Source organism: Microbulbifer maximicatervae (SeqCode) (genome assembly GCF_052467325.1).
The window spans coordinates 4355001-4380983 of sequence record NZ_CP174310.1; the positions used below are offsets into that span (position 1 = coordinate 4355001).

General features: G+C 53.0%; 19 protein-coding genes, 5 tRNA genes and 2 rRNA genes (1 of these 26 cut by a window edge). 25 read left to right on the top strand and 1 reads right to left on the bottom strand.

The features are described 5' to 3' along the window. Positions 1-1032: ribosomal RNA gene (locus ACJJIE_RS19420) — 23S ribosomal RNA — on the top strand; it begins 1850 nt to the left of the window's first position. 207 nt (positions 1033-1239) lie between these two features. Beyond that, positions 1240-1355, top strand: a 5S ribosomal RNA gene (gene rrf / locus ACJJIE_RS19425). A gap of 778 nt (positions 1356-2133) precedes the next feature. On the opposite strand, the gene ACJJIE_RS19430 is transcribed toward rrf, so the two are convergent. Beyond that, positions 2134-3093, bottom strand: coding sequence for a hypothetical protein (locus ACJJIE_RS19430; protein WP_413664275.1), 960 nt, complete (start codon positions 3091-3093; stop codon positions 2134-2136). Positions 3094-3247: 154 nt separating this feature from the next. On the opposite strand from ACJJIE_RS19430, the gene ACJJIE_RS19435 reads away from it, so the two are divergent. The 23 genes from ACJJIE_RS19435 to rpsG all read left to right on the top strand — a co-directional run bounded on the left by ACJJIE_RS19435 (position 3248) and on the right by rpsG (position 25904). Beyond that, positions 3248-4696, top strand: a complete 1449-nt coding sequence (locus ACJJIE_RS19435) for an alpha/beta fold hydrolase (protein WP_413664276.1) — start codon at positions 3248-3250, stop codon at positions 4694-4696. Beyond that, positions 4693-5430, top strand: coding sequence for an ABC transporter ATP-binding protein (locus ACJJIE_RS19440; protein WP_444892710.1), 738 nt, complete (start codon positions 4693-4695; stop codon positions 5428-5430). Before ACJJIE_RS19435 ends, ACJJIE_RS19440 begins: the two co-directional genes overlap by 4 nt. After that, a complete protein-coding gene (locus ACJJIE_RS19445; RefSeq protein ID WP_444892711.1) occupies positions 5427-6617 on the top strand; it encodes an ABC transporter permease in 1191 nt (396 codons plus the stop codon). Before ACJJIE_RS19440 ends, ACJJIE_RS19445 begins: the two co-directional genes overlap by 4 nt. A gap of 27 nt (positions 6618-6644) precedes the next feature. Next, positions 6645-7757: an alanine racemase gene (alr, locus tag ACJJIE_RS19450; protein WP_444892712.1), complete on the top strand. Its 1113-nt coding sequence runs from the start codon at positions 6645-6647 to the stop codon at positions 7755-7757. A gap of 5 nt (positions 7758-7762) precedes the next feature. Then, positions 7763-8764, top strand: a complete 1002-nt coding sequence (gene birA / locus ACJJIE_RS19455; RefSeq protein ID WP_444892713.1) for a bifunctional biotin--[acetyl-CoA-carboxylase] ligase/biotin operon repressor BirA — start codon at positions 7763-7765, stop codon at positions 8762-8764. Continuing rightward, positions 8761-9498 carry a type III pantothenate kinase gene (locus tag ACJJIE_RS19460; protein WP_444892714.1) on the top strand — a complete coding sequence of 246 codons (738 nt, stop codon included), beginning with the start codon at positions 8761-8763 and terminating at the stop codon, positions 9496-9498. Before birA ends, ACJJIE_RS19460 begins: the two co-directional genes overlap by 4 nt. Before the next feature lie 14 nt (positions 9499-9512). Further along, on the top strand, positions 9513-10202 hold the full coding sequence (locus ACJJIE_RS19465) for an SPOR domain-containing protein (protein ID WP_444892715.1): 690 nt from the start codon (positions 9513-9515) through the stop codon (positions 10200-10202). Positions 10203-10394: 192 nt separating this feature from the next. Continuing rightward, positions 10395-10470 (top strand) — tRNA-Thr (locus tag ACJJIE_RS19470). Positions 10471-10578: 108 nt separating this feature from the next. Beyond that, a tRNA-Tyr gene (locus ACJJIE_RS19475) sits at positions 10579-10662 on the top strand. A gap of 56 nt (positions 10663-10718) precedes the next feature. Beyond that, positions 10719-10792 (top strand) — tRNA-Gly (locus ACJJIE_RS19480). A 69-nt stretch (positions 10793-10861) separates the two neighbouring features. Then, positions 10862-10936: transfer RNA gene (locus ACJJIE_RS19485), tRNA-Thr, on the top strand. 129 nt (positions 10937-11065) lie between these two features. Beyond that, positions 11066-12259, top strand: coding sequence for an elongation factor Tu (gene tuf, locus ACJJIE_RS19490; protein ID WP_108731642.1), 1194 nt, complete (start codon positions 11066-11068; stop codon positions 12257-12259). Between the two features lie 97 nt (positions 12260-12356). Further along, positions 12357-12432: transfer RNA gene (locus ACJJIE_RS19495), tRNA-Trp, on the top strand. A gap of 116 nt (positions 12433-12548) precedes the next feature. After that, on the top strand, positions 12549-12917 hold the full coding sequence (secE, locus tag ACJJIE_RS19500) for a preprotein translocase subunit SecE (RefSeq protein WP_108731643.1): 369 nt from the start codon (positions 12549-12551) through the stop codon (positions 12915-12917). A gap of 10 nt (positions 12918-12927) precedes the next feature. Then, positions 12928-13461, top strand: coding sequence for a transcription termination/antitermination protein NusG (gene nusG / locus ACJJIE_RS19505; protein ID WP_108731644.1), 534 nt, complete (start codon positions 12928-12930; stop codon positions 13459-13461). Positions 13462-13615: 154 nt separating this feature from the next. After that, positions 13616-14047, top strand: a complete 432-nt coding sequence (gene rplK, locus ACJJIE_RS19510; RefSeq protein WP_108731645.1) for a 50S ribosomal protein L11 — start codon at positions 13616-13618, stop codon at positions 14045-14047. Next, a complete protein-coding gene (gene rplA, locus ACJJIE_RS19515) occupies positions 14048-14743 on the top strand; it encodes a 50S ribosomal protein L1 (RefSeq protein WP_108731646.1) in 696 nt (231 codons plus the stop codon). Positions 14744-15020: 277 nt separating this feature from the next. Then, entirely contained in the window at positions 15021-15515 is a 495-nt protein-coding gene (gene rplJ / locus ACJJIE_RS19520; protein ID WP_282934404.1) for a 50S ribosomal protein L10, read from the top strand. 77 nt (positions 15516-15592) lie between these two features. Next, the gene (rplL, locus tag ACJJIE_RS19525) at positions 15593-15961 is read left to right on the top strand and encodes a 50S ribosomal protein L7/L12 (protein WP_282934403.1); all 369 of its coding nucleotides are present in this window, start codon (positions 15593-15595) and stop codon (positions 15959-15961) included. Positions 15962-16259: 298 nt separating this feature from the next. Next, positions 16260-20333, top strand: coding sequence for a DNA-directed RNA polymerase subunit beta (gene rpoB / locus ACJJIE_RS19530; protein ID WP_444892716.1), 4074 nt, complete (start codon positions 16260-16262; stop codon positions 20331-20333). 135 nt (positions 20334-20468) lie between these two features. Next, positions 20469-24698: a DNA-directed RNA polymerase subunit beta' gene (rpoC, locus tag ACJJIE_RS19535; protein ID WP_282934401.1), complete on the top strand. Its 4230-nt coding sequence runs from the start codon at positions 20469-20471 to the stop codon at positions 24696-24698. Between the two features lie 250 nt (positions 24699-24948). Beyond that, entirely contained in the window at positions 24949-25323 is a 375-nt protein-coding gene (gene rpsL, locus ACJJIE_RS19540; RefSeq protein WP_108731651.1) for a 30S ribosomal protein S12, read from the top strand. A 110-nt stretch (positions 25324-25433) separates the two neighbouring features. After that, positions 25434-25904 (top strand): 30S ribosomal protein S7, encoded by a 471-nt coding sequence (gene rpsG / locus ACJJIE_RS19545; RefSeq protein WP_152451131.1) that lies wholly within the window; start codon positions 25434-25436, stop codon positions 25902-25904. Positions 25905-25983: the final 79 nt, after the last annotated feature.

Genomic DNA, 25983 nt, shown 5'->3' on the forward strand with positions numbered 1-25983 from the left:
GCGAAGCTCTTGATCGAAGCCCCGGTAAACGGCGGCCGTAACTATAACGGTCCTAAGGTAGCGAAATTCCTTGTCGGGTAAGTTCCGACCTGCACGAATGGCGTAACGATGGCCACGCTGTCTCCACCAGAGACTCAGTGAAATTGAAATCGCTGTTAAGATGCAGTGTACCCGCGGCTAGACGGAAAGACCCCGTGAACCTTTACTACAGCTTTGCACTGAACTTTGAGCCTATTTGTGTAGGATAGGTGGGAGGCTTTGAAGCAATGACGCTAGTTGTTGTGGAGCCGTCCTTGAAATACCACCCTGGTATGTTTGAGGTTCTAACTCTGGTCCGTTATCCGGATCGAGGACAGTGTATGGTGGGTAGTTTGACTGGGGCGGTCTCCTCCCAAAGAGTAACGGAGGAGTACGAAGGTGCACTCAGCATGGTCGGAAATCATGCAATGAGCATAATGGTATAAGTGCGCTTGACTGCGAGACAGACATGTCGAGCAGGTACGAAAGTAGGTCATAGTGATCCGGTGGTTCTGTATGGAAGGGCCATCGCTCAACGGATAAAAGGTACTCCGGGGATAACAGGCTGATACCGCCCAAGAGTTCACATCGACGGCGGTGTTTGGCACCTCGATGTCGGCTCATCACATCCTGGGGCTGAAGCCGGTCCCAAGGGTATGGCTGTTCGCCATTTAAAGTGGTACGCGAGCTGGGTTTAGAACGTCGTGAGACAGTTCGGTCCCTATCTGCCGTGGGCGTTGGAGATTTGAGAAGAGTTGCTCCTAGTACGAGAGGACCGGAGTGAACGAACCTCTGGTGTTCCGGTTGTCACGCCAGTGGCATTGCCGGGTAGCTATGTTCGGACGGGATAACCGCTGAAAGCATCTAAGCGGGAAGCCTCCTTCAAGATAAGATCTCCCTGAGGCCTTGAGCCTCCTGAAGGGCCGTGGAAGACTACCACGTTGATAGGCTGGGTGTGGAAGCGTTGTGAGGCGTTGAGCTAACCAGTACTAATTGCCCGTGCGGCTTGACCATACAACAGAGATGGTTACTAACGACTAGCTAAGCTAGCGGATTGTGGAATGAAAGACACACAATGATCGCTTGCGGTGTATTACTACAGATTATTTTACCGACTTATTTGGGGTTATCGCCGGTCAATAATATGACCGAGGCAAACAGCGATAACGCGGCAGGCCAAGCACTTTGCTTATAAGACCAACGCCAACCCAAGCCAGTTTGCCTGACGACAATAGAGTTGTGGAACCACCTGATCCCTTGCCGAACTCAGAAGTGAAACGCAACATCGCCGATGGTAGTGTGGGGCTTCCCCATGTGAGAGTAGGTCATCGTCAGGCTTCTAATCCGAAAAGGGCCACCCAACAGGGTGGCCCTTTTTTTTTATGGCTGAAAAAATATTTTAAAAAAACAAAAATAAAAAAACTAAGAAAGGGAAGAGAGAGCAGAAAGTACTTGGCAAAAATTAAATAGAAAAAATAAAAGTAATTCTGAAAAACTTTAATGCTCAACTTTCTATTTAAAAAATCAGTCAGTAATTAAAAAAAAGAAAAACCTAAAACTACCTGAGCACCTTAAACAGACGCTCTCCTAAAAAGCCTATAAAAATAGGTCTTTACCGACCTCCGTAGCAAACGCCTTTGCGTTCACTCAAAAAATAATCCAACAAAAATAACTCGCGTAAAAACCAGAAAAGTACCCATGCCACTCCCGCCAAAAATTAAATTTAGCCGGTAAAAATATCGGTGATTTTTTAGTCTCTGCAGTAACCCCCTGTAACCACGGGGCCTGTAGCCCGTTTATTAAAGTTATGCACAACTCTATCCAGACTTTCTGTTAGTAACCGCTGGCTGTGGAAATCCACGCAAAAAGTGCTGCTTTTTTACCCGTCTTCAATAGAGCCAAGCAACCACGGGGCTGGCAGGGGATATCCCGGAGTTATACACAACTCTATCCATGGTTTCTGTTGGTAACAAAGACGCCATAAAACGGACATCAGTTATTAACAGTGTTATGAGCGATAAATCTGTGGATTACTGCGGCTGATTGGTACGCCAGTATGCGAGAGAAGAAAAGTTTGGGGATAAAAAAAGCCCCACCAGGTGGGGCTTGGGCGAGCTAATAGGCAAAGGCGTTATCTGGAACGAGATCAAAGTTCATATCATTCAAACTGAGGTCTTCCAGTGGAACCAGCTCGGCAGGGAGAGCAAAGCGTCGTGTGGCATTGTTCTGGTGCCAATCCAATACTTCAATGTCTGCTGACTCTTCTTGCTGTAGATCTTGTAAAAAGGTCTTCAGCTCAGTGGTACTCGCAGTAATTAGCGACTGGTAGTCGTAGGTTCCCAGTAGTTTAACGAAGCGGTATTCATCTGTGGCCTCTTCAATACGCAGCCAGGCCTGCCCATTGGAATTACTATCCTTGCCGAGAATAACCGGGCCGTGATCATCGTCGAACACTGGAACGAGCTGATAATCGGGAACAGGTAGTATTGTCCCAACCCAAACCCATCCAGAGAGGCTGGTGCGGCTTAATTGCCATTCACAGAGCCATACCGTCTGATCATCGTCAATGCGAAATTCCCGGTACTCCCTTTGGCTTAAATAGTTGTCAAAGCTCACTTCGGCATTGGGGTTATCTTTACGAAAACTATGAAGCTGTTGTGTCATTTCATAGTTTACTTCCCAATGCTTTTTCAAGCGCCACTGCATTGGGTATTGGCCCCATTCAACGATATATTCTTCGTGCTCGCGAACAGTTTCGACTACGCGCCAAAAGGCACCGTCAATAAGAATGCAGGTATCCCCGAGCTTACAGCCCGGTGCAATGATGCTGCATTCAGGTGAGGCTTCGGATGCACTCACTAAGTGTTCGCTACGCCCTTCAATAACGTCATACCAGGGAAATCCGTGACGCAATGGTGGCGGGAATGCCAATGGCGGCCGGCCGCCAAGTAATCGTCGGAAGAGAACCGATTTTTCAATTTCAAGATCAGAAAGTGTATAGCCTTCCTGTTGTGTGATTTGGCCCCAGGCAAAGGCGGCTCGGATTAGGTGTTTTTCTCGGTCTGAAAAGCTCATGGGTGCAATCATGGGCAACTAAATACGAAACCATACCACTGTGCAGGGGTGGGCGCTAATGCAAATGCAATTATCTGCCTTTTGCTGGATGACGACACCTTAGGAGCAGTTCGATACACTGGTTGGGATAAATTTGTTGGATAGGGGGTTGGCAGTGGTTTGGATACAGAGGTTTGCGATCTTCGCGGTTAGCTTGTTTATATGGCTATCTCCAGCAGTTGCAGAAGACAGAGAAGAAAATAACTTCGAGTCCTGCTACCTGGACGGCTGGAGCCATGCTCTGCACTGTACAAAGATACCGGTTGGTGAAGGAGAAGCGGCAGTAGATCTAGCGGTAATGATAGCCCCAGCAGTTAATGACATTGGACTGGAGCCACTTTATTTACTGGCCGGTGGCCCCGGTCAGGCAGCGAGTTATCTGACCCCGATTCTAAATGCCTTATATAAAGTCAATCAGAGTAGGGCGATCGTACTTGTCGATAGGCGCGGTTCGGGTTACTCGGCTGCATTTGACTGTGGGATCGACGGAGAAGTCCATATGGATCTGGAGGCGGTCACCGATCAATTCTCAACTTGCTACCTTGAAAACTCCTCCTTTGCTAAAACACTGCATAGCCGTCAAGCGGTTGATGATCTGGAGGAAGTGCGCCTTCAGTTGAGACATAAAAAAATTGCTTTGTGGGGAGGTTCTTGGGGAACTCGCACCGCGCTTCTTTACCAGCAATGGTATCCCGAAAGTTTAAGTGTCCTGATCCTGGATGCCGTAGCCCCGATTGATTCAAAAGTTTTTCTTACTGCGCAAGCTGCTGAAAAGGCGCTGCTAAAATTGGAGAAAGACTGCAGTCAGGATCCGGTGTGCTCCGAATTTGGCGATTGGAGATCTGACCTGGATAGCTTGCTTAGGGACTGGGATGGAAGAGCATCGAACTTCCCGGACCCCCACTCTGGTCGCACAATGGAAACAAGTGTTCCCCGTAGCTTCATACAAAACCTGATAAGGACCGCGCTCTACGCACCTGAAATGGCAGCGCAGTTACCATACGCTATTAGCCAGGCTGAGGAGGGTAATTATTTACCGCTATCGGGGTTGGTTGGACTTTTATCTGATGATGGAAGTATGTCTATGGGGCTCACCTTATCAGTTGCTTGCGCTGAAGAATTAAATCGCACTACAGAGGAAGAGCTGGCTGCAGATATTCGCGATAGCTTTTTAGGTGATGCTTTTTTTGAGATTTTTGCTGAGGGTTGCAAGGTGTGGCCCGTATCTCCTATCACTTACGAAGTCCCGGAAGAAAGAAATCATCCTGTGTTAATTATTTCCGGGGAGGCTGACCCTATTACCCCACATTATTATGCGGAACAAAGCTTGGGGTATCTTTCAGAATTAAAACAGGTAGTGGTTCCAGGTGGTGGACATATCAATAGTATGCGCGGTTGTATACCAAAGCTAATAGATGATTTTCTAAAATCTCCACTTGCTTCTTTAGATAGTGACTGTATTGCGGATATTCAAAGACCACCTTTTATGGCGGGTGCTTTTGGACCTGAAATTGATAAAGCGGTATCGAGTGAGTTGCTATCGAGCCAAGGGGATAACAAATGATTGCTGTTAAATCTATTCACAAGCAATTCTCTGGAAAGAAAGTACTCAAAGACCTGAATTTCAATATACCTGATGGCCAAATAACCGCTTTGCTGGGGGCCAATGGAGCCGGTAAAACTACTTGCCTGAGAATTATAACGGGGTTGGTAAAACCGGATGAAGGTACAGTATTTGTTAGTGGGCTTAATGTGGCCGAAAATCCATTAGAAATAAAGCGGCAATTGGGCGTTGTCGGCGATCGTGAAGGCTTGTATGAACGACTTACTGTAGCGGAGTACTTATCATTTTTCGCCAGTGCGCAGGGATTATTTGGGGCAGAGCTTAAGCGCGCATTGAATTCTGTTCGAGAAGAGCTGGAATTAGAAGATTTGTGGCAACGTCGGACAAAAGGCTTTTCCCAGGGGGAGAGAATGAAAGTGTCGCTGGCGCGGGCACTAGTCCACCGGCCTACGCATTTGATACTTGATGAACCGACGCGCGGGCTTGATGTCCTTGCAGCGAGACTGCTGCGGAAAACACTTCTGCGGTTGCGCTCTGAGGGCGTAGCCATTTTATTTTCCAGCCATATTATGGCTGAAGTTACTGAGTTGTCAGATAGGGTATTGGTGATGGCTAACGGTGCTATTGTCGATAGTGGTACCCCGGATGAGCTTGTAGAACGCACAGGCTGTAAAAACCTGGAAGATAGTTTCGTCACTCTGGCTTACGGGGTTAAAGGGGAGGTGATGGCATGAAATTTTTAAACCTTTTATTTACTCCCGCCATGTCTGCTCTTCTGAAGAAGGAGTTATTAGAGGTTTGGCGTGACCGGCGAGCACTGTATTTATCTTTGCTGTTTGCCATTTCATTTCCCGGAATGATCGCATCGATGACTCTGTTTATGTTTAAGTCCCAAGGGGAGAGGACTTTTCAGCTAGCATTGTTAGGCGGTCAGGATTTACCAGTATTGGAGCAGCAGCTGAGCAAAGGGCGGGTGGAACTGGATAGCCTGTCAGAAGGGAGCCCGATAGCTTTACTTGATGAAGGTTACGATGCAGTTGTGAAAATTGACGAAGGTTTTTCTACCGATTATCGCAATTTCCGCAGCCCCAAGATTTATTTGTATGTTGATAGCTCCGATCGTTTCAGCGGGCAAGGCGCGAGTCATGTTCAACAAAAGCTGGGTGAGCTACAACAGCTCATTGTTCAACAAAGAATGGTCGCTAGGGGAGTCCCACTAAAAACAATGGCACCCTGGCAAGTCCAGGTCAGGGATGTCAGTACCCCGTCTACCCGCAGTGCCTGGATTGTTGGTTCAATACCGACACTCTTGATAATGACGCTGTTTATAGGTTGCTTGTCCTCGTCCATTGATGCCTCTGCCGGTGAGCGGGAGAGAATGAGTTTTGAAGTATTATTGCAGCAACCTCTGGCGGCCTGGCAGGTGGTCCTGGCCAAGGTGCTCGCTGTAGCCAGTATCAGTTGGTTATCTTCAATTCTTGCGTTAGTTTCGCTAATGGCTGTTTTTCCATTTTTGCCTTTGGCTGAAATGGGGATACAACATGCAACTACGCTGAGTGGCACGGTTGCTATGGCGCTAGCCCTGCTCCCACTGGCTCTATTGGTTGCCGTACTGCAAATATTGTTAGCGCTGCGTTCCCAGTCATTCAAAGATGCCCAAACTCAATTGAGTATATTGCAGATTTTACCTGTCACTATGTTGTTAATATTGGATATGTCATCCATAGAGCTAGAGGAGCCTGCCTGGCAGTTGGTCCCGCTGGTCGCGCAACAGCAGTGGTTTAAGGCTCTACTGGTTGGGGATACGGTCTCCATATCACTGATGATTGCTGGCTCACTAGTCAGCCTTTTATTGGTTGTTGGGTGTATATTAGGCGGTGCCCGAGCGCTGCAGCGAGAGAGTCTGCTCGGAGCTACCTAGCTTACTGATTTAGAGAGTTGTACCGGTATGAGTGACTTTCGTGAAGGGTTATTAAGTATCAACCTGAGGTCTATAGCAGATAACTATCAGGATCTGGCTAATCGCTTGAAAGCCGGCACCCGGTGCGGTGCTGTGGTTAAAGCGGATGCTTACGGCTTGGGAATGGCTCATGTTGCACCAGCGCTATACGCTCAGGGATGCCGCGATTTCTTTGTGGCCACCCAAGTCGAGGGGGAGCGCTTGCGCAGTGACCTCGGCAACGATGTGAATATAGTCATTTTTACCGGTGTCAGGCCCGGCGCTGAACTAGAGTGCGCTCGCGCGGGTTTGATCCCCACATTGTTTACTCTGGATCAATTGAAGAGCTGGGTTGAAATCTGCGAGAAAGCTCAGTTGGAGGCCCCTTGCGCCGTAAAAATTGATACCGGCATGACTCGGCTGGGATTGACCCCGGATGAGTTCGAATTGCTGCTCAAGGACCGCCCTCTCTTGGAGTCCGCCGATGTTCGGATGTTCTTCAGTCACCTTGCCTGTGCAGATCAGCCCCAGCATCCGCATAATAAGCTTCAGTTGAGCGAGTTTAAGACCGCGGGCGATCGCATGCGGGAACTGTGCCCGGATATTCAGCTCAGCCTTGCGAACTCATCCGGCATCTTTTTGGGTGAGGATTATCACTTTGATATTGCCCGACCGGGCTCCGCACTATACGGCCTTAACCCTGTCCCTGAGGCTGAAAACCCGATGCGTCCAACGGTGACTTTGGGCTTGCCAATTGTCCAAAAGCGCTATGTCAGTCAGTCCCGGTCTGTGGGGTATGGTGCGACCCAGGAAGTTCCCGGAGATAGTTGGCTTGCGGTAGCTCGGGGTGGATATGCCGATGGCATTATACGAGCCCAAGGAGGGCGGGGGCGCGGATGGGGGCACGGCCGCCCTCTACCAATTGTCGGGCGTATATCAATGGACTCTACCACTTTCGATATTTCGGGGCTCAGTGAAGAGGAGCGGGGCTCCCTTCGGTCAATCGAGATTCTCAATGACCAGCTTACGGTGGATGAGGTCGCTGGGTATGCCGGGACTATCGGTTATGAAGTCCTGACGAGCCTCGGGCATCGCTATGGCCGCCATTATGTAAAAGGTTGAACAAATTGCAGGACGTCGCCGCAAAAACACCATTAGAACAGCTTCGCCCGGTGCTGGAGCTGCTGGCGGATGGGGAAATACACTCGGGAGAATCCCTCGGGAATGCGCTTGGTGTCAGCCGAGCCGCTGTTTGGAAACAACTACAAAAGCTCGAGAGCTACGGTCTGACGCTTGAGTCTGCTAAGGGGCGAGGTTATCGCTTGCCGGGAGGTCTCGACTTGCTATCTGCGCAGACTGTTACCGCTCAGCTGGATGGTTCAGTCCGAGCGCTACTGCGCGAGTTGCGGGTTTTTGATGAGTTGAGCTCAACGAACTCGCTGTTATTGGAGCGTTTTGAAGAAGGTAAGGGGCATGCTGTAGCGATTCTCGCCGAGCGGCAAAGTGCCGGTCGGGGTCGCCGTGGTCGCAATTGGGTCAGCCCATATGCCACAAGTATCAGCCTCTCAGTGGGCTGGGAGTTTAATGGCGGTGTACAAAGCCTGGAGGGGTTGAGTCTCGCCGTCGGTGTTGCTGTGGCAAAAGCGCTCGAGCGCTTTTCTGTACCGGGTGTGCGCCTGAAGTGGCCAAATGATGTGTGGTGCCAGGGCCGTAAATTGGCCGGTGTATTACTTGAGCTAAAAGGGGATTTAACCGACCGCTGTTCCGTGGTTATCGGTATCGGGTTGAATAATGGTCTCAATGCAAAGACAGCTGAGGAGATTGATCAACCATGGGCAGATCTCCAGCAAGTCCGTCCGGGTATTGGCCGCAGTGAATTAACTGCGGCGATTCTCAGCGAGCTGTTACCGATGTTGGAAACTTACCCGGAAGGGGGCTTCGCCGCTTACCGGGAATCGTGGTCAACCCTAGACCAGTTTGCCGGGCAGCCGGTTCAATTGCGGTCAGGTAATTTGAGCTGGGAAGGTGTTGCGGCCGGTGTCGATGAAAAAGGAGCCTTGTTACTCGACACTGATAAAGGGCAAAAGTCATTTCATGGGGGGGAAATCTCGTTGCGGGGGCAGGTGTGATTCTAGAGCTGGATGTCGGCAATACACGGGGTAAGTGGCGCTACCTGGTCGAAGGCGAGGTAATTGCCCGTGGTGATATCGAAACTGGGCAGTTGCGCCAGCAGATTTTGCCTGAGGGTTGGGCAGACTTAACCCCCTACCGTTTTCGGGTAGTGAATGTTGCCGGTCCCGTTGTTGCTGAATTCTTGAGTCAGGTGGCCCGAGACCTGTTCACACTGGAGGCTGAATTCTCGGCAGTAGCGCCCCAATGTGCCGGCGTTATCTGCGGGTATGAAGACCACTCCGCCCTGGGGGTGGATCGGTGGCTGGCAATGTTGGCGGCCTACCAGCAATCTCGCCGAGCATCATTAATTGTGGATTGCGGCAGTGCGGTCACCTTAGATTTGCTGGACAATAGCGGGCGCCACATTGGGGGATATATCGTTCCCGGCTTCGGATTGATGAATCGCGTTCTCAGTGTCGATACTCATGCAGCAAAGAGTCGTGAGGCACTGGCCCTGACAAAAACATTGGGCGCGGGACGCAATACCAATGAGGCGATAAACCGTGGCCTCTTGCTGATGGTGTTGGGTGCGGTTGATCGAGCAATGGAAGAATTGCAGGTCCACTCCGGTTCCCCCCCTTTATTGTGGTTAACCGGTGGGGATGCGCAGTTGCTCTCCGCAGTTTACCAGCACGAACATCGCCTGGTTCCCGATCTGGTGATGGATGGGTTGGCCCTTAGTAATCCATAAAAATTTACTCTGTTATGCGCTGGATAGCCCTTTCTTTAGTCGCCCTGAACACTGTGCTTTTTACTTGGTATATGTTGGTGGCGCCGTCTCCGCAGTTAAGTAGCGGCAAGAGCCCGATCCCTCACGAGTCGGAGGGAAAGAAAATTACCCTCGTTAGCGAAATATCCCCTGAAGAGCTGCCTGCTCCAGAGAAGACCGGCGCATTGAGTAAGGAGTCCTTTGAGGTTGAGCAGCTTTGTACGCTGTTGGGGCCTTTCGCGGAGGAGTACCAGGGCGAGGATCTCTTGCAGCGAATCCGGTCCCTTCAGGTTAAGGCCGAACTGCGTGATATAGAAATGCAGGGGCAGATGCGCTACTGGGTATATCTGCCGCCACTGAGTTCGAGGCGGGAGGCCTACAACCGCTTGCGTGAACTACAGTCTCAGGGGATCGACAGCTATGTCATTCCTAAGGGCGCATTGGAAAATGGCATTTCATTTGGGATTTTCAGTGAGCGTACTCGAGCTGAGTCCCATACCGCCGTTTTGAAGGAGAGGGGGGTTACCGCGCAGTTCAAGGAGGAGCCGCAAACCTATATGGAGCGGTGGATAGTTATGCCCCCTGGCAGCACAGAAAGTCTTGCAGAAGAATTTTGGCGACAACTGCAAAGTGAATACCCGGATCTGGATCGGCGCCCAAATCTTTGTTCTGAAGTACTTGGCTAACAAAAAAGCAGATTTATCAGAAAATCATCAGGTGGCGTCTCGAATCGCTGTTTTTTTCAACAAGTTGGAATAGGCGACATAAAAAATATGATTTATCTGCAAAAAGGGTGTTGCGTGTCGAGATAAGTTCCCATAGAATCCCGCCTCCATTGACGAGGGTGGCTTAACAACTTCGGCAATGAACGGGATAGGGCTGGCGTAGCTCAGTTGGTAGAGCAGCTGACTTGTAATCAGCCGGTCGGGGGTTCGACTCCTCTCGCCAGCTCCATTTTCATCCCGTTGCTGTCAAAATTAGGTTTCGCTGCTAAGTATGTGAAATTTAAAGAAAAATTGTTGACAGCGCAGCGAGATGTGTAGACAATGCACACCGCTTTGAGCAGGGGTTCCCGAGTGGCCAAAGGGATCAGACTGTAAATCTGACGCGAAAGCTTCGGTGGTTCGAATCCACCCCCCTGCACCATATTACACCTTAGGGTGTTGCGCGAAATCGAAGGGTTTCGCATGGAGGTCCCGAAAGCGGGCATAGTTCAATGGTAGAACCTCAGCCTTCCAAGCTGATGATGCGGGTTCGATCCCCGCTGCCCGCTCCAAGTTTTGGGGTTGGTTGGAATGCTCTCCAGGGTGCAACATTTTAAGATGCCGTTATCGGCAAGATTTTAGCTCATGTAGCTCAGGGGTAGAGCACACCCTTGGTAAGGGTGAGGTCGGCGGTTCAAATCCGCCCATGAGCTCCATTTTATATGACCGCAAGAGTGAAAGCTCTTGCGGTTGTTTGTGTCCGGGGTCGGATTTTCCGGGTCGGATGTGCATGTTCTGGACGTGGGTGGTGCCGTTATCGGCTCGCCTATATATAGGAGGCTGCAATGGCAAAAGAAAAGTTTGAACGTTCCAAGCCCCACGTGAACGTGGGCACCATCGGTCACGTTGACCACGGTAAAACCACCCTGACCGCTGCTCTGACCCGCGTATGTGCGGAAGTTTGGGGCGGTGACGCTGTTGCTTTCGACGGTATCGACAATGCACCGGAAGAGCGTGAGCGCGGTATCACCATCGCTACTTCTCACGTTGAGTACGAGTCCCCGACTCGCCACTACGCTCACGTAGATTGCCCGGGACACGCCGACTACGTTAAGAACATGATCACCGGTGCTGCTCAGATGGACGGCGCTATCCTGGTATGTTCCGCAGCTGACGGCCCCATGCCGCAGACTCGTGAGCACATCCTGCTTTCCCGTCAGGTAGGTGTACCTTACATCGTTGTATTCCTGAACAAGGCGGACATGGTAGACGACGAAGAGCTGCTCGAGCTGGTAGAAATGGAAGTTCGCGAACTTCTGGATCAGTACGAGTTCCCAGGTGACGACACTCCGATCATCGTTGGTTCTGCTCTGATGGCCCTGAACGGCGAAGACGACAACGAAATGGGTACTACCGCTGTTAAGAAGCTGGTAGAGACTCTGGACGAGTACATCCCTGAGCCAGAGCGCGCTGTAGATCAGCCGTTCCTGATGCCGATCGAAGACGTATTCTCTATCTCTGGCCGTGGTACTGTTGTAACTGGTCGTGTAGAGCGCGGTGTGATCAACACTGGCGACGAGATCGAAATCGTTGGTATCAAAGAAACCACCACTACTACCTGTACTGGTGTTGAAATGTTCCGCAAGCTGCTCGACGAAGGTCGTGCTGGTGAGAACATCGGCGCACTGCTGCGCGGCACTAAGCGTGACGAAGTAGAGCGTGGTCAGGTACTGGCTAAGCCGGGCTCCATCACTCCGCACACCAAGTTCGAAGCGGAAGTGTATGTACTGTCCAAGGACGAAGGTGGTCGTCACACCCCGTTCTTCAAAGGCTACCGTCCTCAGTTCTACTTCCGTACTACCGACGTAACTGGTGCGGTAGAGCTGCCGGAAGGTACTGAAATGGTAATGCCGGGCGACAACATTCAAATGGTTGTTACCCTGATCGCTCCGATCGCCATGGAAGACGGCCTGCGCTTCGCTATCCGCGAAGGTGGTCGTACCGTAGGTGCGGGCGTTGTTGCTAAGATCATTGAGTAATCTTTGATTTCTGCATCACAATATCCTATGTGGTGCACCAGGTGGGAGAGTTCCTGTGGCTCTCTCATCTTTGAGTGCGAAAGTGCTCACACTGTACAGGCCAGTAGTTCAATTGGTAGAGCACCGGTCTCCAAAACCGGGTGTTGGGGGTTCGAGTCCCTCCTGGCCTGCCATTTTTAATCACTCCGCTTAGATAAGCTTAGGGGTGTCGCAAAACCCTACTTGTCAGTGGGGCTTTTGTGTTTATGAGCGCTAAAAGATTATCTATAGTGCGCTAAGGGCTTCTTATATGAATGCTAAAACAGAAGCGAAAACCTTTCGTCTTGACGGTCTGAAGTGGTTGTTAATAGTGCTGCTGGTGGGCGGTGCTGTTGCAGGCAATTCATATTACGCCGAATTCCCTTTGTTTTACCGAGTGTTGGCAGTAACTGCCATCTGTCTGGTAGCTCTGGTTGTGGCTGTAAATACCGCCAAAGGCAATGCGTTGTGGCAACTGTTGCGCGAAGCGCAAACTGAAGTCAGGCGTGTGGTTTGGCCGACCCGCCAAGAAGCAACCCAGACCACAGCGATTGTGGTTGTTTTCGTGTTGATTATGGCGCTTATCTTGTGGGCGCTTGATTCGGCTCTGGGTTGGGCGGCTTCCAAATTTATCGGCTAAAGGTTGATACATGTCAAAGAATTGGTATGTGGTCCAGGCTTACTCGGGCTATGAGAAGCGTGTCGCCAGCTCCCTGAAAGAGCGCATTGAGCTGAACGAAATGGACCACCTGTTTGGTGAAGTCCTGGTTCCCACGGAAGAAGTGGTTGAAATGCGCGCAGGGCAAAAGCGTAAGAGTGAGCGCAAGTTTTTCCCGGGCTATGTCCTGGTAGAAATGGAATTGAATGACGATACCTGGCACTTGGTGAAAGAAACTCCCCGAGTACTGGGTTTTATCGGCGGTAAGGCGGATAAGCCAGCCCCGATCACTGACCGCGAAGCGCAGGCTATCCTGAATCGCATCGACGATTCCGCCGATAAGCCCAAGCCCAAGACTCTGTTTGAGCCCGGTGAAATGGTTCGAGTTATCGACGGTCCGTTTAATGATTTCAACGGTGTGGTTGAAGAGGTTAACTACGAGAAGAGTCGCTTGCGAGTGGCTGTGTTGATCTTCGGACGTTCCACCCCGGTTGAACTGGAGTTCAGTCAGGTAGAGAAGACCTGATTCCAGTATAAATTTTTTGCCCCCTTTCGCCGCGAGGTGGAAGGGGGTTTTCGCGTCCCCGAAAAATGAGTTTTCATTTCGGGGTTCGGGGAGCTTGCCCTTAAACCTTATGGCTGAGTGGCGGGCGTTAATACCCAACTAGAGGAGAGCTGTAATGGCTAAGAAAGTAGAAGCTTATATCAAGCTGCAAGTTAAGGCCGGTCAGGCCAACCCGAGTCCGCCCGTTGGTCCCGCACTGGGTCAGCACGGTGTGAACATCATGGAATTCTGTAAGGCGTTCAACGCCCAGACCCAGAGCCTCGAGCCAGGTCTGCCAGTTCCAGTTGTAATCTCTGTATACAACGACCGCTCCTTCACCTTCATTATGAAGTCGCCGCCCGCCGCTGTACTGCTGCGCAAGGCTGCCAAGATCAAGAGCGGTTCCGGTCGTCCGAACACTGAGAAAGTGGGTAAAGTAACCCGCGCTCAGCTGGAAGAGATCGTAGAAATGAAGAAAGCAGACCTGACTGCATCCGACTTGGACGCGGCCGTGCGCACTATCGCCGGTTCCGCTCGCAGCGCCGGTATCGAAGTGGAGGGTCTCTAAGTGGCTAAATTGAGCAAGCGTCAGCGCGTAATCGCTGAGAAGGTTGAAGCTGGTAAGGCTTACGGTATCGAAGAAGCCGTAGCCCTGCTGAAAGAGCTGTCCAACGTTAAGTTTGCAGAAACTGTAGACGCTTCTGTAAACCTGGGCATCGACCCACGTAAATCCGACCAGGCTGTTCGCGGTGCAACTACTCTGCCGCACGGTACCGGTAAAGAAGTTCGCGTAGCTGTTTTCACCCAGGGTGCAAACGCTGATGCCGCTAAAGAAGCGGGCGCTGACCTGATCGGTATGGACGAGCTGGCTGCCGACGTTAAAGCAGGCAAAATGGACTTCGACGTAGTTATCGCTTCTCCCGATGCGATGCGCGTTGTAGGTCAGCTGGGTCAAATCCTCGGCCCGCGCGGCCTGATGCCGAACCCGAAGACTGGCACCGTAACTCCAGACGTTGCTACTGCGGTTAAGAATGCCAAAGCGGGTCAGGTGCGTTTCCGCGCTGACAAGGGCGGCATTATCCACGGTGGTATCGGTAAAGTTGCTTTCGATGCGAACTCTCTGAAAGAGAACCTGGAAGCTCTGGTTGCCGACCTGAAGAAAGCCAAGCCGGCTTCTGCAAAAGGTGTATATCTGAAGAAGATCACCCTGAGCACCACTATGGGCCCGGGTCTGGTTATCGATCAGTCTTCCCTGAACATCTAAATATCACTGCGGGGTGTGATCACCTCTCAGTAAATCGAACTTTGGGGTCCACCTGAATGCTTCGGCACAAGGTGGGCCGTCAAAGACCGTAGGTGTCAGGTGCGTTGAGGTTTAACGTGCCTGGCTTAATCCGAACTTCGGCCAGGTTGGCCATTGCGAGGTTCGAGCCTACGCAGACGGTGTCGCCCAAACCAGTATTTTTACTGGATTTGAGCTTTATGCACCGGAACGGATCGGACGTTTAAGTCCGGTTTTTTTCAAATCCAGGAGTGACACTATGGCTATTGGACTCGAAGACAAGAAAGCGATTGTCGCAGATGTCCAGCAAGCTGCTGAAGGTGCTCTGTCTGCGGTTGTTGCGGATTCCCGCGGCGTAACCGTGAATGACATGACCACTCTGCGCAAAGAGGCTCGCGAGAACGGCGTTTGGTTGAAAGTCGTCCGCAACACTCTGGCGCGTCGCGCTCTGGCAGGTACCGAATACGAATGTCTGACTGACAAATTCGTAGGTCCTAGCATCATTGCATTCTCTAACGAACACCCAGGTGCCGGCGCGCGCATCCTGAGCCAGTTCGCTAAAGGCAATGACAAGCTGGAACTGAAAGGTGCTGCCTTCGAAGGCGCGATCACCGACGTCGCATTGTTGGCAAGCCTGCCGACTTACGACGAGGCGATCGCCAAGCTGATGAGCGTGTTGAAAGAAGCATCTGCTGGCAAGCTGGTTCGCACTATTGCGGCCGTTCGCGACCAAAAAGAGCAGGAAGCTGCGTAATTTTTTCGCTAGAGCGAATCGCAGTTTCAAAACGAAATACGAGCAGCTACTGCTCAAACCAATTCAGGTACTGAATCATGTCTCTGACTAAAGAAGATATCATCAATGCTGTTGCCGAAATGTCCGTTAAGGATGTTGTTGAGCTGATCGAAGCAATGGAAGAGAAATTCGGCGTAACTGCTGCTGCAGCAGTTGTAGCTGGCCCAGCTGGTGGCGAAGCTGCCGCTGAAGAGAAAGACTCTTTCGACGTAATCCTGACTTCCCCAGGCGACAAGAAAGTGAACGTGATCAAAGTTGTTCGCGGCATCACTGGCCTGGGCTTGAAAGAAGCTAAAGGTCTGGTAGACGGCGCTCCGAGCCCGCTGAAAGAAGGCGTAAGCAAAGACGAAGCTGAAGCAGCTAAGAAAGAGCTGGAAGAAGCTGGCGCAGTTGTAGAACTGAAGTAATTCGGTTCTTGCGTCTCCCGCTAGCTGTCGCGTAAAGCGGCGGGTAGCGGTAAGGCTGGTGGACTTTTGTCCGCCGGCCTTTTTGCCGTTTGCGGTACTGAGGTTTTTACCGGTGCCGGCGGGATTTAAAAACCGTGGCAAACCTCATTTAACCATAGCGCAGTAGCGCTACCCAAAAGCAAGCGGAGAGGTTTCTGGCCAGTGCAGGCAAGTTGCATTGACCAGAGGCTTCTCGCCCGGAGGGGCTCTGGACTGGAGTCCCACGAAGTCTTGTCACTGATCAAGCTGGGGAATTTGAATGGCTTACTCATATACTGAGAAAAAACGTATCCGCAAGGATTTTGGCAAACTGCCTAAGGTCATGGATGTGCCCTTTCTGCTTGCGATACAGCTCGATTCTTATCGCAACTTTACACAGGCCGACAAGCGCCCCGACGACCGTATGGACGTTGGCCTGCAAGCGGCGTTTAAATCTGTATTTCCGATTGTCAGCTATTCCGGCAATGCCGCCCTGGAGTACGTAAGTTATACGCTGGGTAAGCCCGCTTTTGACGTTAAGGAATGTACCCTGCGCGGCGTTACCTATGCATGTCCGCTGCGCGTGCGCGTGCGTCTGATTATTTACGATAAAGAATCTGCGAATAAGTCCATTAAGGACATTAAAGAGCAGGAAGTTTACATGGGCGAGATTCCGCTCATGACCGACAACGGTACCTTCGTAATCAATGGTACCGAGCGCGTTATCGTATCCCAGCTGCACCGTTCCCCGGGTGTATTCTTCGATCACGACAAAGGCAAGACTCACTCTTCCGGTAAGCTGTTGTACGCCGCGCGTGTCATCCCCTACCGTGGCTCATGGCTGGACTTCGAGTTCGATCCGAAAGACCTGGTGTTTGTGCGTATCGATCGTCGCCGTAAATTGCCAGCGACTATTCTGCTGCGTGCCTTGGGTTACACCTCCCAGGAAATGCTGGAAATGTTCTTCGAGACCAGCACCTTTGAGCTGTTGGAAGACCGTGTCAGCCTGGAGCTGATTCCGTCTCGCCTGCGCGGTGATGTTGCTTCTTTTGACATCAAAGACGGCCAGGGCAAGGTGATTGTCGAAGAGGGTCGCCGTATTACCCCGCGTCATATCCGTCAGTTGGAAAAGGCCGGCGTAGAAAAGCTGGAAGCACCGCTCGAGTACCTGTTTGGCCGTGTACTGGCGAACGACATCATCGATGAGTCCACCGGTGAGATCGCGATCGACTGTAACACCGAGATTACTGATGAAGTAATCGCCAAGCTGCGTGTACTGAACGTTAAGAGTTTCCAAACCCTGTACACCAACGACCTGGATCGCGGTCCGTTTATCTCCGACACCCTGCGTGCAGAGCCTTCTCGCACTGTGTTGGAAGCGCTGGTAGAGATCTACCGTATGATGCGCCCGGGCGAACCGCCCACCAAGGAGTCCGCAGAAGCGCTGTTCGAGAACTTGTTCTTTACCGACGAGCGTTACGACCTGTCCGCTGTTGGCCGCATGAAGTTCAACCGACGCCTGGGTCGCGAAGACGAAACTGGCCCCGGCACTCTGAGCAAAGAAGATATCGTCGAAGTTCTGAAGACTCTGATCGATATCCGCAACGGTCAGGGCATGGTCGACGATATCGATCACCTGGGTAACCGTCGCGTGCGTTCCGTAGGCGAAATGGCTGAAAACCAGTTCCGCGTTGGCCTGGTACGTGTAGAGCGCGCTGTTAAAGAGCGTCTGTCCATGGCGGAGTCCGAAGGCCTGATGCCTCAGGACCTGATCAATGCCAAGCCGGTTGCCGCTGCCGTGAAGGAATTCTTCGGTTCCTCGCAGCTGTCCCAGTTTATGGACCAGAACAACCCGCTGTCGGAAGTGACTCACAAGCGTCGTGTTTCCGCCCTCGGCCCGGGTGGTTTGACCCGTGAGCGCGCTGGCTTTGAGGTGCGCGACGTGCACCCGACTCACTACGGCCGCGTATGTCCGATTGAGACGCCGGAAGGACCGAACATCGGTCTGATTAACTCCCTGGCCACTTACGCCCGCGCCAACCATTACGGTTTCCTCGAGAGCGCCTACCGCAAAGTGGTCGATGGCAAGGTAACTGATGAAATTGCGTACCTGTCCGCGATCAATGAAGCCAACTTCATTATTGCCCAGGCGTCTGCGGAAGTAGATGACAACGGCAACTTTGTTGATGACCTGATCAGCGTGCGTCACCAGGGCGAATTTACCCTGAAAGCACCGGGCGAAATCCAGTATATGGATGTTTCCGCCAAGCAGGTGGTTTCCGTAGCTGCGGCGATGATTCCATTCCTCGAGCACGATGACGCCAACCGTGCATTGATGGGATCGAACATGCAACGTCAGGCGGTACCGACCCTGCGCGCTGAAAAGCCGTTGGTGGGCACCGGTATGGAGCGCACTGTAGCGCGCGACTCCGGCGTGTGTGTGGTTGCCAAGCGCGGCGGCATTATTGAGCGCGTTGATTCCAGCCGTGTGGTTGTTCGCGTGGCCGACGCTGAGGTGGAAGCTGGTGATGCAGGTGTGGATATCTACAACCTGACCAAATACATCCGCTCCAACCAGAATACCTGTATCAACCAGCGCCCGATCGTTAATACCGGTGATCGTGTAGTCCGTGGCGATATCCTCGCCGATGGTCCCTCTGTAGACCTGGGTGAGCTGGCTCTGGGCCAGAATATGCGCATCGCATTTATGCCCTGGAATGGTTACAACTTTGAGGACTCCATCCTCATCAGTGAGCGCGTTGTACAGGAAGACCGCTTCACCACCATCCACATTCAGGAGCTGACCTGTATTGCCCGCGATACCAAGCTGGGCAGTGAGGAAATTACTGCGGATATCCCCAATGTGGGCGAATCTGCCCTGAATAAGCTGGACGAGTCCGGCATCGTATACATCGGTGCAGAAGTAGGCGCTGGCGATATCCTGGTAGGTAAGGTCACTCCGAAGGGCGAAGCCCAGCTGACTCCAGAAGAAAAACTGCTGCGCGCAATCTTCGGGGAGAAAGCTTCCGACGTTAAGGACACTTCCCTGCGTGCGCCCAGTGGCACTCGCGGTACCGTGATCGACGTTCAGGTATTTACCCGCGACGGCCTGCAGAAAGACCAGCGCTCCCTCGATATCGAGAAGTCACAGCTGGACGAGGTCCGCAAGGATCTGAACGAGGAATATCGCATTGTAGAAGGTGCGACCTTCGAGCGTCTGCAACAGGCTCTGCTGGGCCAAAAGGCCGCCGGTGGTAAGGGCGTTAAGAAGGGCGATGAGATGACCGCTGAAGTCCTCGCCGCTCTGCCGCGCGAAGACTGGTTCAAGCTGCGTATGGAAGACGACAGCCTGAACGATCAGCTGGAAAAAGCGGAAGCTCAGCTGAAAGAGCGTCGCAAGCTGCTCGACGAAGCCTTCGAAGACAAGAAGAAGAAACTGGAGTCCGGCGATGATCTGGCTCCGGGCGTGCTGAAAATCGTTAAGGTTTACCTGGCGATCAAACGCCGCATCCAGCCGGGCGACAAGATGGCCGGTCGTCACGGTAACAAAGGTGTTATCTCCGTAATCAAGCCCGTTGAGGACATGCCTTATGACCAAAACGGTGAGCCGGTAGATATCGTCCTGAACCCGCTGGGCGTTCCCTCGCGGATGAACGTTGGTCAGGTTCTGGAAATGCACTTGGGCATGGCCGCTAAAGGCCTCGGCGTTAAAGTCGACAAGATGATCAAGGAGCAGCAGGAAATCGCCAAGGTGCGCGGATTCCTGGAAGAGGTCTACAACTCCACTGGCGGACGCAAGGAAGAACTCGACGAGTTCTCCGATGAGGAAGTCATGACCATGGCGCAAAACCTGCGTCGCGGTGTACCTATGGCGACCCCGGTATTTGACGGTGCCGATGAAAGTGAGATCAAGCAGCTGCTGCGTCTTGCCGATATCCCGGACTCCGGTCAGATCACCCTGCACGACGGCCGCACCGGCGATGCTTTCGAGCGTCCGGTAACTGTGGGCTACATGTACATGCTGAAGCTGAACCACTTGGTAGACGACAAAATGCACGCGCGTTCTACCGGTTCCTACAGCCTGGTAACCCAGCAGCCGCTGGGCGGTAAAGCCCAGTTCGGTGGTCAGCGTTTCGGGGAGATGGAAGTGTGGGCGCTGGAAGCTTACGGCGCAGCATATACCCTGCAGGAAATGCTTACGGTTAAATCCGATGACGTGGAAGGCCGTACCAAGATGTACAAGAACATCGTGGACTCCGACCACCGCATGGAGCCGGGCATGCCGGAATCCTTCAACGTACTGGTTAAGGAAATCCGCTCTCTCGGTATGAACTTCGAGCTTGAGCACGAGTAAATCCGAACCCGTACCGAAGCCTGTTGGCAGGTGAAATGAGACAAGTGCCAGCGCCCCTCGAAGCAGTGGGGCAGCTGGCTAGCCCGGCGGCTAGTGCGAGTGCCGGGTTGACTACCCCCTAGTGGAGGAAAGGCCTTGAAAGATTTATTAAATCTGGTGAAGTCCCAGGAGCAGCTGGAAGAGTTTGATGCGATTCGTATCGGTCTGGCATCACCGGACATGATTCGCTCCTGGTCCTACGGCGAAGTGAAAAAGCCGGAGACCATCAACTACCGTACCTTCAAGCCTGAGCGTGAAGGCTTGTTCTGTGCCAAGATCTTTGGCCCGGTAAAAGACTACGAGTGCCTGTGCGGTAAGTACAAGCGCATGAAGCACCGCGGCATTATCTGTGAGAAGTGTGGCGTTGAAGTGACCAAGGCCAAGGTTCGCCGTGAGCGCATGGGTCACATCGAGCTGGCCAGCCCGGTTGCACACATCTGGTTCCTGAAGTCCCTGCCGTCCCGTATCGGCCTGCTGCTGGACATGACCCTGCGCGATATCGAGCGCGTGCTGTACTTCGAATCTTACGTGGTTACCGAGCCGGGTATGACCACCCTGGAGCGCGGCCAGCTGCTGAATGACGAGCAGTACTTTGAGGCGATGGAAGAGTTCGCCGACGAGTTTGAAGCGAAGATGGGTGCAGAGGCGATCCAGGAGCTGATGGCGGACATCGAGCTGCCAGCGGAAATCCAGCGCCTGCGTGAAGAGATCCCTGCGACCAACTCCGAAACCAAGATCAAGAAACTGTCCAAGCGCCTGAAGCTGCTGGAAGCCTTCTACAAGTCCGGTAATAACCCGGAGTGGATGGTGATGAAGGCTCTGCCGGTTCTGCCGCCGGATCTGCGCCCGCTGGTACCGCTGGATGGCGGTCGTTTCGCGACCTCGGATCTGAACGACCTCTACCGTCGTGTGATCAACCGTAACAACCGTCTGAAGCGTCTGCTTGAGCTGAACGCGCCAGACATTATCGTGCGCAACGAAAAGCGCATGCTGCAGGAATCTGTTGACGCACTGCTGGATAACGGCCGTCGCGGTCGCGCCATCACCGGCTCCAACAAGCGCCCGCTGAAGTCCCTGGCTGACATGATTAAAGGTAAGCAGGGTCGTTTCCGTCAGAACCTGCTGGGTAAGCGTGTTGACTACTCCGGTCGTTCCGTGATCGTGGTAGGTCCGACCCTGCGTCTGCACCAGTGTGGTCTGCCCAAGAAGATGGCACTGGAACTGTTTAAGCCGTTTATCTTTGGCAAGCTGGAATCCCGTGGCCTGGCCACTACGATCAAAGCTGCCAAGAAGATGGTTGAGCGCGAGGAAGCTGTCGTTTGGGATATCCTCGACGAAGTGATCCGCGAGCACCCGGTACTGCTTAACCGTGCACCGACCCTTCACCGTCTGGGTATCCAGGCGTTTGAACCGGTACTGATTGAAGGTAAGGCAATCCAGCTGCACCCGCTGGTTTGTGCGGCCTATAACGCCGACTTCGACGGTGACCAGATGGCGGTACACGTACCGTTGACGATCGAAGCGCAGCTGGAATCCCGCGCGCTGATGATGTCCACCAACAACATCCTGTCGCCTGCCAACGGTGAGCCGATTATCGTACCGTCCCAGGACGTGGTACTGGGTCTGTATTGGATGACCCGTGAGCGCGTTAACGATAAAGGCGAAGGCATGTTCTTCTCCGATATCAAAGAAGTGAGCCGCGCTTTCTACGCCAAGCAGGTTGGTCTGCAAGCGAAGATCAAAGTACGTATCCGCGAAAATATCGTCGGCGAAGACGGTGAGAAGCACGAGACTATCTCCATTCAGGACACCACTGTAGGCCGCGCGCTGCTGTGGAACATCGTGCCGGAAGGCCTGCCGTTTGCGCACGTCAACCAGCCGATGAAGAAAAAGGCAATCTCCCGCGCCCTGAACGAGTGCTACCGTAAGGTAGGCCTGAAGGCGACGGTTATTTTTGCCGACCAGCTGATGTACACCGGTTTCGATTTCTCTACCAAGTCCGGTTCCTCCATTGGTGTGAACGACTTTGAGATTCCGGCTGAGAAAGCTGAACTGATCGATGCCGCTGAAGCGGAAGTGAAAGAGATTGAAAGCCAGTTTGCTTCCGGCCTGGTAACCCAGGGTGAGAAGTACAACAAGGTTATCGATGTTTGGTCCCGCACCAACGACAAGGTAACCCAGGCGATGATGGCCGGTATCAAGAAAGAGAAGGTGATCGATCGCGAGGGCAACGAGACCAAGCAGGACTCCTTCAACTCTGTATATATGTACGCAGACTCCGGTGCTCGTGGTTCTGAAGCTCAGATCCGTCAGCTCGCTGGTATGCGTGGTCTGATGGCCCGTCCGGATGGCTCCATTATCGAGAACGCCATTACGGCAAACTTCCGTGAAGGTCTGACTGTACAGCAGTACTTCATCTCGACCCACGGTGCTCGTAAAGGTCTGGCGGATACCGCACTGAAAACCGCTAACTCCGGTTACCTGACCCGTCGTCTGGTTGACGTGGCCCAGGACGTGGTAATTACCGAGCTGGATTGTGGCACCGACGACGGTCTGACCATGGCGCCGGTAATCGAGGGCGGTGACGTTATCGAGTCTCTCGGTGACCGTATTCTCGGCCGTGTTGTGGCCCGCGATGTACTGAAGCCAGGCAGTGATGAAATCGCCGTTTCTGCCGGCACTATGATCGACGAGAAGTGGGTAGAGCGCATCGAAGCCATGGGCATCGATGAGGTTCTGGTTCGCTCCCCGATCACCTGTGAGACTGCACACGGTATCTGTGCCCAGTGTTACGGCCGTGACCTGGCCCGTGGCCACCGCGCCAACCCGGGTGAGTCTGTGGGCGTTGTTGCCGCACAGTCCATCGGTGAGCCGGGCACCCAGCTGACCATGCGTACCTTCCACATCGGTGGTGCTGCAAGCCGTGCCTCCGCTGCGGACAGCATCCAGGTGAAGCAGGGCGGTACCGTACGTCTGCACAATGTTAAGACGGTTAAAACCGAAGTCGGCACTCTGGTGGCCGTGTCCCGTTCCGGTGAGCTGGCGATTGCCGACAGCGCCGGTCGCGAACGCGAGCGCTACAAGCTGCCTTACGGTGCTGTGATCAGCGTCTACGAAGGTGCCGAGGTAGACGGTGGCCAGATCGTGGCCAAGTGGGACCCGCACACCCACCCGATCATCACCGAGGTTGCCGGTTGGGTGAAACTGTCCGGTATGGAAGAAGGGCTTTCCATCCGGAAGCAGACCGACGATATCACCGGCCTGTCCTCTATCGAGATTATCGATCCAGCCGAGCGCCCGGCTGCGGGTAAAGACCTGCGCCCAGCGGTAACCCTGCTGGATGAGAATGGTGAAGAGCTGACTCTGGCGAACAGTAATGCGCCTGCGCACTACGCCTTGCCGCCGCGCGCAATCCTCAGCCTGGCTGAAGGTAAGCAGGTGAACGTGGGTGACGTAATCGCACGTATTCCGCAAGAATCCGGCGGTACCAAGGATATCACCGGTGGTCTGCCCCGAGTTGCCGACCTGTTTGAAGCGCGTAAGCCGAAAGAGCCGTCCATTCTGGCGGAAATCTCCGGTACCGTTTCCTTTGGTAAAGAGACCAAAGGCAAGGTTCGCTTGCAGATTACTCCGCGCGACGGCAAGCCGCTGGCCAATGGTAAGGACCACTACGAAGTTCTGATTCCAAAGCACCGCCAGCTGACCGTGTTCGAAGGTGAAACCGTAGAGAAGGGTGAGGTTATCTCCGATGGCCCGTCCAACCCGCACGATATTCTGCGCCTGAAAGGTGTTGAAGAGCTGGCTCGCTACATCACCAACGAGATCCAGGAGGTTTACCGCCTCCAGGGTGTAGGCATTAACGATAAGCACATCGAAACCATCGTGCGTCAGATGCTGCGTAAAGTTGAAGTCACCGAGATGGGTGATTCCAGCTTGATTAAGGGCGACCAGGTTGAATACCAGCGCGTGATCGAAGAGAACGAACAGCTGCGTGCCGAGAACAAACAGCCCGCTCAGTTCGAGCGCCTGCTGCTGGGTATTACCAAAGCGTCCCTGGCAACTGAGTCCTTCCTGTCAGCGGCTTCGTTCCAGGAAACCACTCGCGTTCTGACCGAAGCGGCGGTAACTGGTAAGGAAGACAACCTGCGTGGCTTGAAAGAGAACGTGGTTGTGGGTCGCCTGATCCCGGCTGGTACCGGTCTGGCTTACCACAGCGAGCGCAAGCGCAAGCGCAGCCTGCAGCTGGAAGAGGCCTTCGGTGAAGGACCTTCCGCAGCTGAGGTTGAAGCGGCTCTGACTGAGGCACTGAAGTCCTCAGGCGAATAAGGCGTATCCCACTCTATCTGTTGGTGGAGTGGGGTAGGTTGGGGCACTTAGGTGTCCGATCTGATATTGGCGACTGTCTGTGATGTAAGCACTTACTTCCGTCGCCGATTGACTAGGCGGGTTGTCGCTTATAGAATGCGGCCCCCGCTTATGTGGGGTGTTCCGTTTGATCCCGGGATCGGACGATACACACAGACGATAGGCCCTCACTGTTGGAGGTGGGGGCATTTTATTTTTGGAGTGATTTTTAATGGCAACGATCAACCAGTTGGTTCGTAAGCCGAGAAAACGCAAAGTTGAAAAAAGCGACGTTCCTGCTCTGCAGGCTAGCCCGCAGCGTCGCGGAGTTTGCACTCGTGTGTACACCACTACACCGAAGAAGCCGAACTCTGCACTGCGTAAGGTTTGCCGTGTGCGTCTGACCAGCGGTTACGAAGTAACTTCGTACATCGGTGGTGAAGGCCACAACCTGCAAGAGCACAGCGTGGTACTGATTCGCGGCGGTCGTGTAAAAGACCTGCCGGGTGTGCGCTACCACACTGTACGCGGTGCACTTGACTGTGCCGGCGTAAACGATCGCAAGCAGGGCCGTTCTAAGTACGGCGCCAAGCGTCCTAAAGGTTAATCACCTTTAACGATTTGCGTTTCGGTTTCCAACCGGAGTAAGGCTGAGCTCGCCGGATTGTAATGTTTTACGGCGGCGTCTCAGAATAACCCTGAAGAGAGGCAATACCCATGCCGAGAAGACGAGTAGTCGCCAAGCGCGAAGTGCTACCGGACCCCAAGTTCGGGAACGTCACCCTGGCCAAGTTCATGAACCACGTCATGATCAGCGGCAAGAAGTCAGTTGCAGAGCGTATCGTATACGGTGCACTTGAAACTATTTCTGAAAAATTGAACAAAGATCCGATCGAAGTATTCGAGGAGTCTTTGGAAAATATCGCGCCTATGGTGGAAGTAAAGTCCCGCCGTGTTGGTGGTGCGACGTATCAGGTGCCTGTAGAAGTGCGCCCCTCGCGTCGTACGGCTCTGGCAATGCGTTGGTTGGTGGAGTTCTCCCGTAAGCGCGGTGAGAAATCTATGGCTCAGCGTCTGGCCAACGAAATGATCGATGCAGCCCAAAACAAGGGTGGCGCGGTCAAGAAGCGTGAAGATGTACACCGCATGGCAGAAGCCAACAAGGCATTCTCTCACTACCGCTTCTAAGTCTGATGAATACCAACATCGGAAATTAATACCGAAAGGCAGCACGGAAAATTCCAGGCTGCCTTTTGCCGTTATATCG

What these genes read in the sequence shown, in the direction of transcription:
- ACJJIE_RS19430 (WP_413664275.1), bottom strand. Translation starts at nt 3,093, where the DNA reads ATGAGCTTTTCAGACCGAGAAAAACACCTAATCCGAGCCGCCTTTGCC.
- ACJJIE_RS19440 (WP_444892710.1), top strand. Translation starts at nt 4,693, where the DNA reads ATGATTGCTGTTAAATCTATTCACAAGCAATTCTCTGGAAAGAAAGTA.
- ACJJIE_RS19445 (WP_444892711.1), top strand. Translation starts at nt 5,427, where the DNA reads ATGAAATTTTTAAACCTTTTATTTACTCCCGCCATGTCTGCTCTTCTG.
- alr (WP_444892712.1), top strand. Translation starts at nt 6,645, where the DNA reads ATGAGTGACTTTCGTGAAGGGTTATTAAGTATCAACCTGAGGTCTATA.
- ACJJIE_RS19465 (WP_444892715.1), top strand. Translation starts at nt 9,513, where the DNA reads ATGCGCTGGATAGCCCTTTCTTTAGTCGCCCTGAACACTGTGCTTTTT.
- tuf (WP_108731642.1), top strand. Translation starts at nt 11,066, where the DNA reads ATGGCAAAAGAAAAGTTTGAACGTTCCAAGCCCCACGTGAACGTGGGC.
- secE (WP_108731643.1), top strand. Translation starts at nt 12,549, where the DNA reads ATGAATGCTAAAACAGAAGCGAAAACCTTTCGTCTTGACGGTCTGAAG.
- nusG (WP_108731644.1), top strand. Translation starts at nt 12,928, where the DNA reads ATGTCAAAGAATTGGTATGTGGTCCAGGCTTACTCGGGCTATGAGAAG.
- rplK (WP_108731645.1), top strand. Translation starts at nt 13,616, where the DNA reads ATGGCTAAGAAAGTAGAAGCTTATATCAAGCTGCAAGTTAAGGCCGGT.
- rplJ (WP_282934404.1), top strand. Translation starts at nt 15,021, where the DNA reads ATGGCTATTGGACTCGAAGACAAGAAAGCGATTGTCGCAGATGTCCAG.
- rplL (WP_282934403.1), top strand. Translation starts at nt 15,593, where the DNA reads ATGTCTCTGACTAAAGAAGATATCATCAATGCTGTTGCCGAAATGTCC.
- rpoB (WP_444892716.1), top strand. Translation starts at nt 16,260, where the DNA reads ATGGCTTACTCATATACTGAGAAAAAACGTATCCGCAAGGATTTTGGC.
- rpsL (WP_108731651.1), top strand. Translation starts at nt 24,949, where the DNA reads ATGGCAACGATCAACCAGTTGGTTCGTAAGCCGAGAAAACGCAAAGTT.
- rpsG (WP_152451131.1), top strand. Translation starts at nt 25,434, where the DNA reads ATGCCGAGAAGACGAGTAGTCGCCAAGCGCGAAGTGCTACCGGACCCC.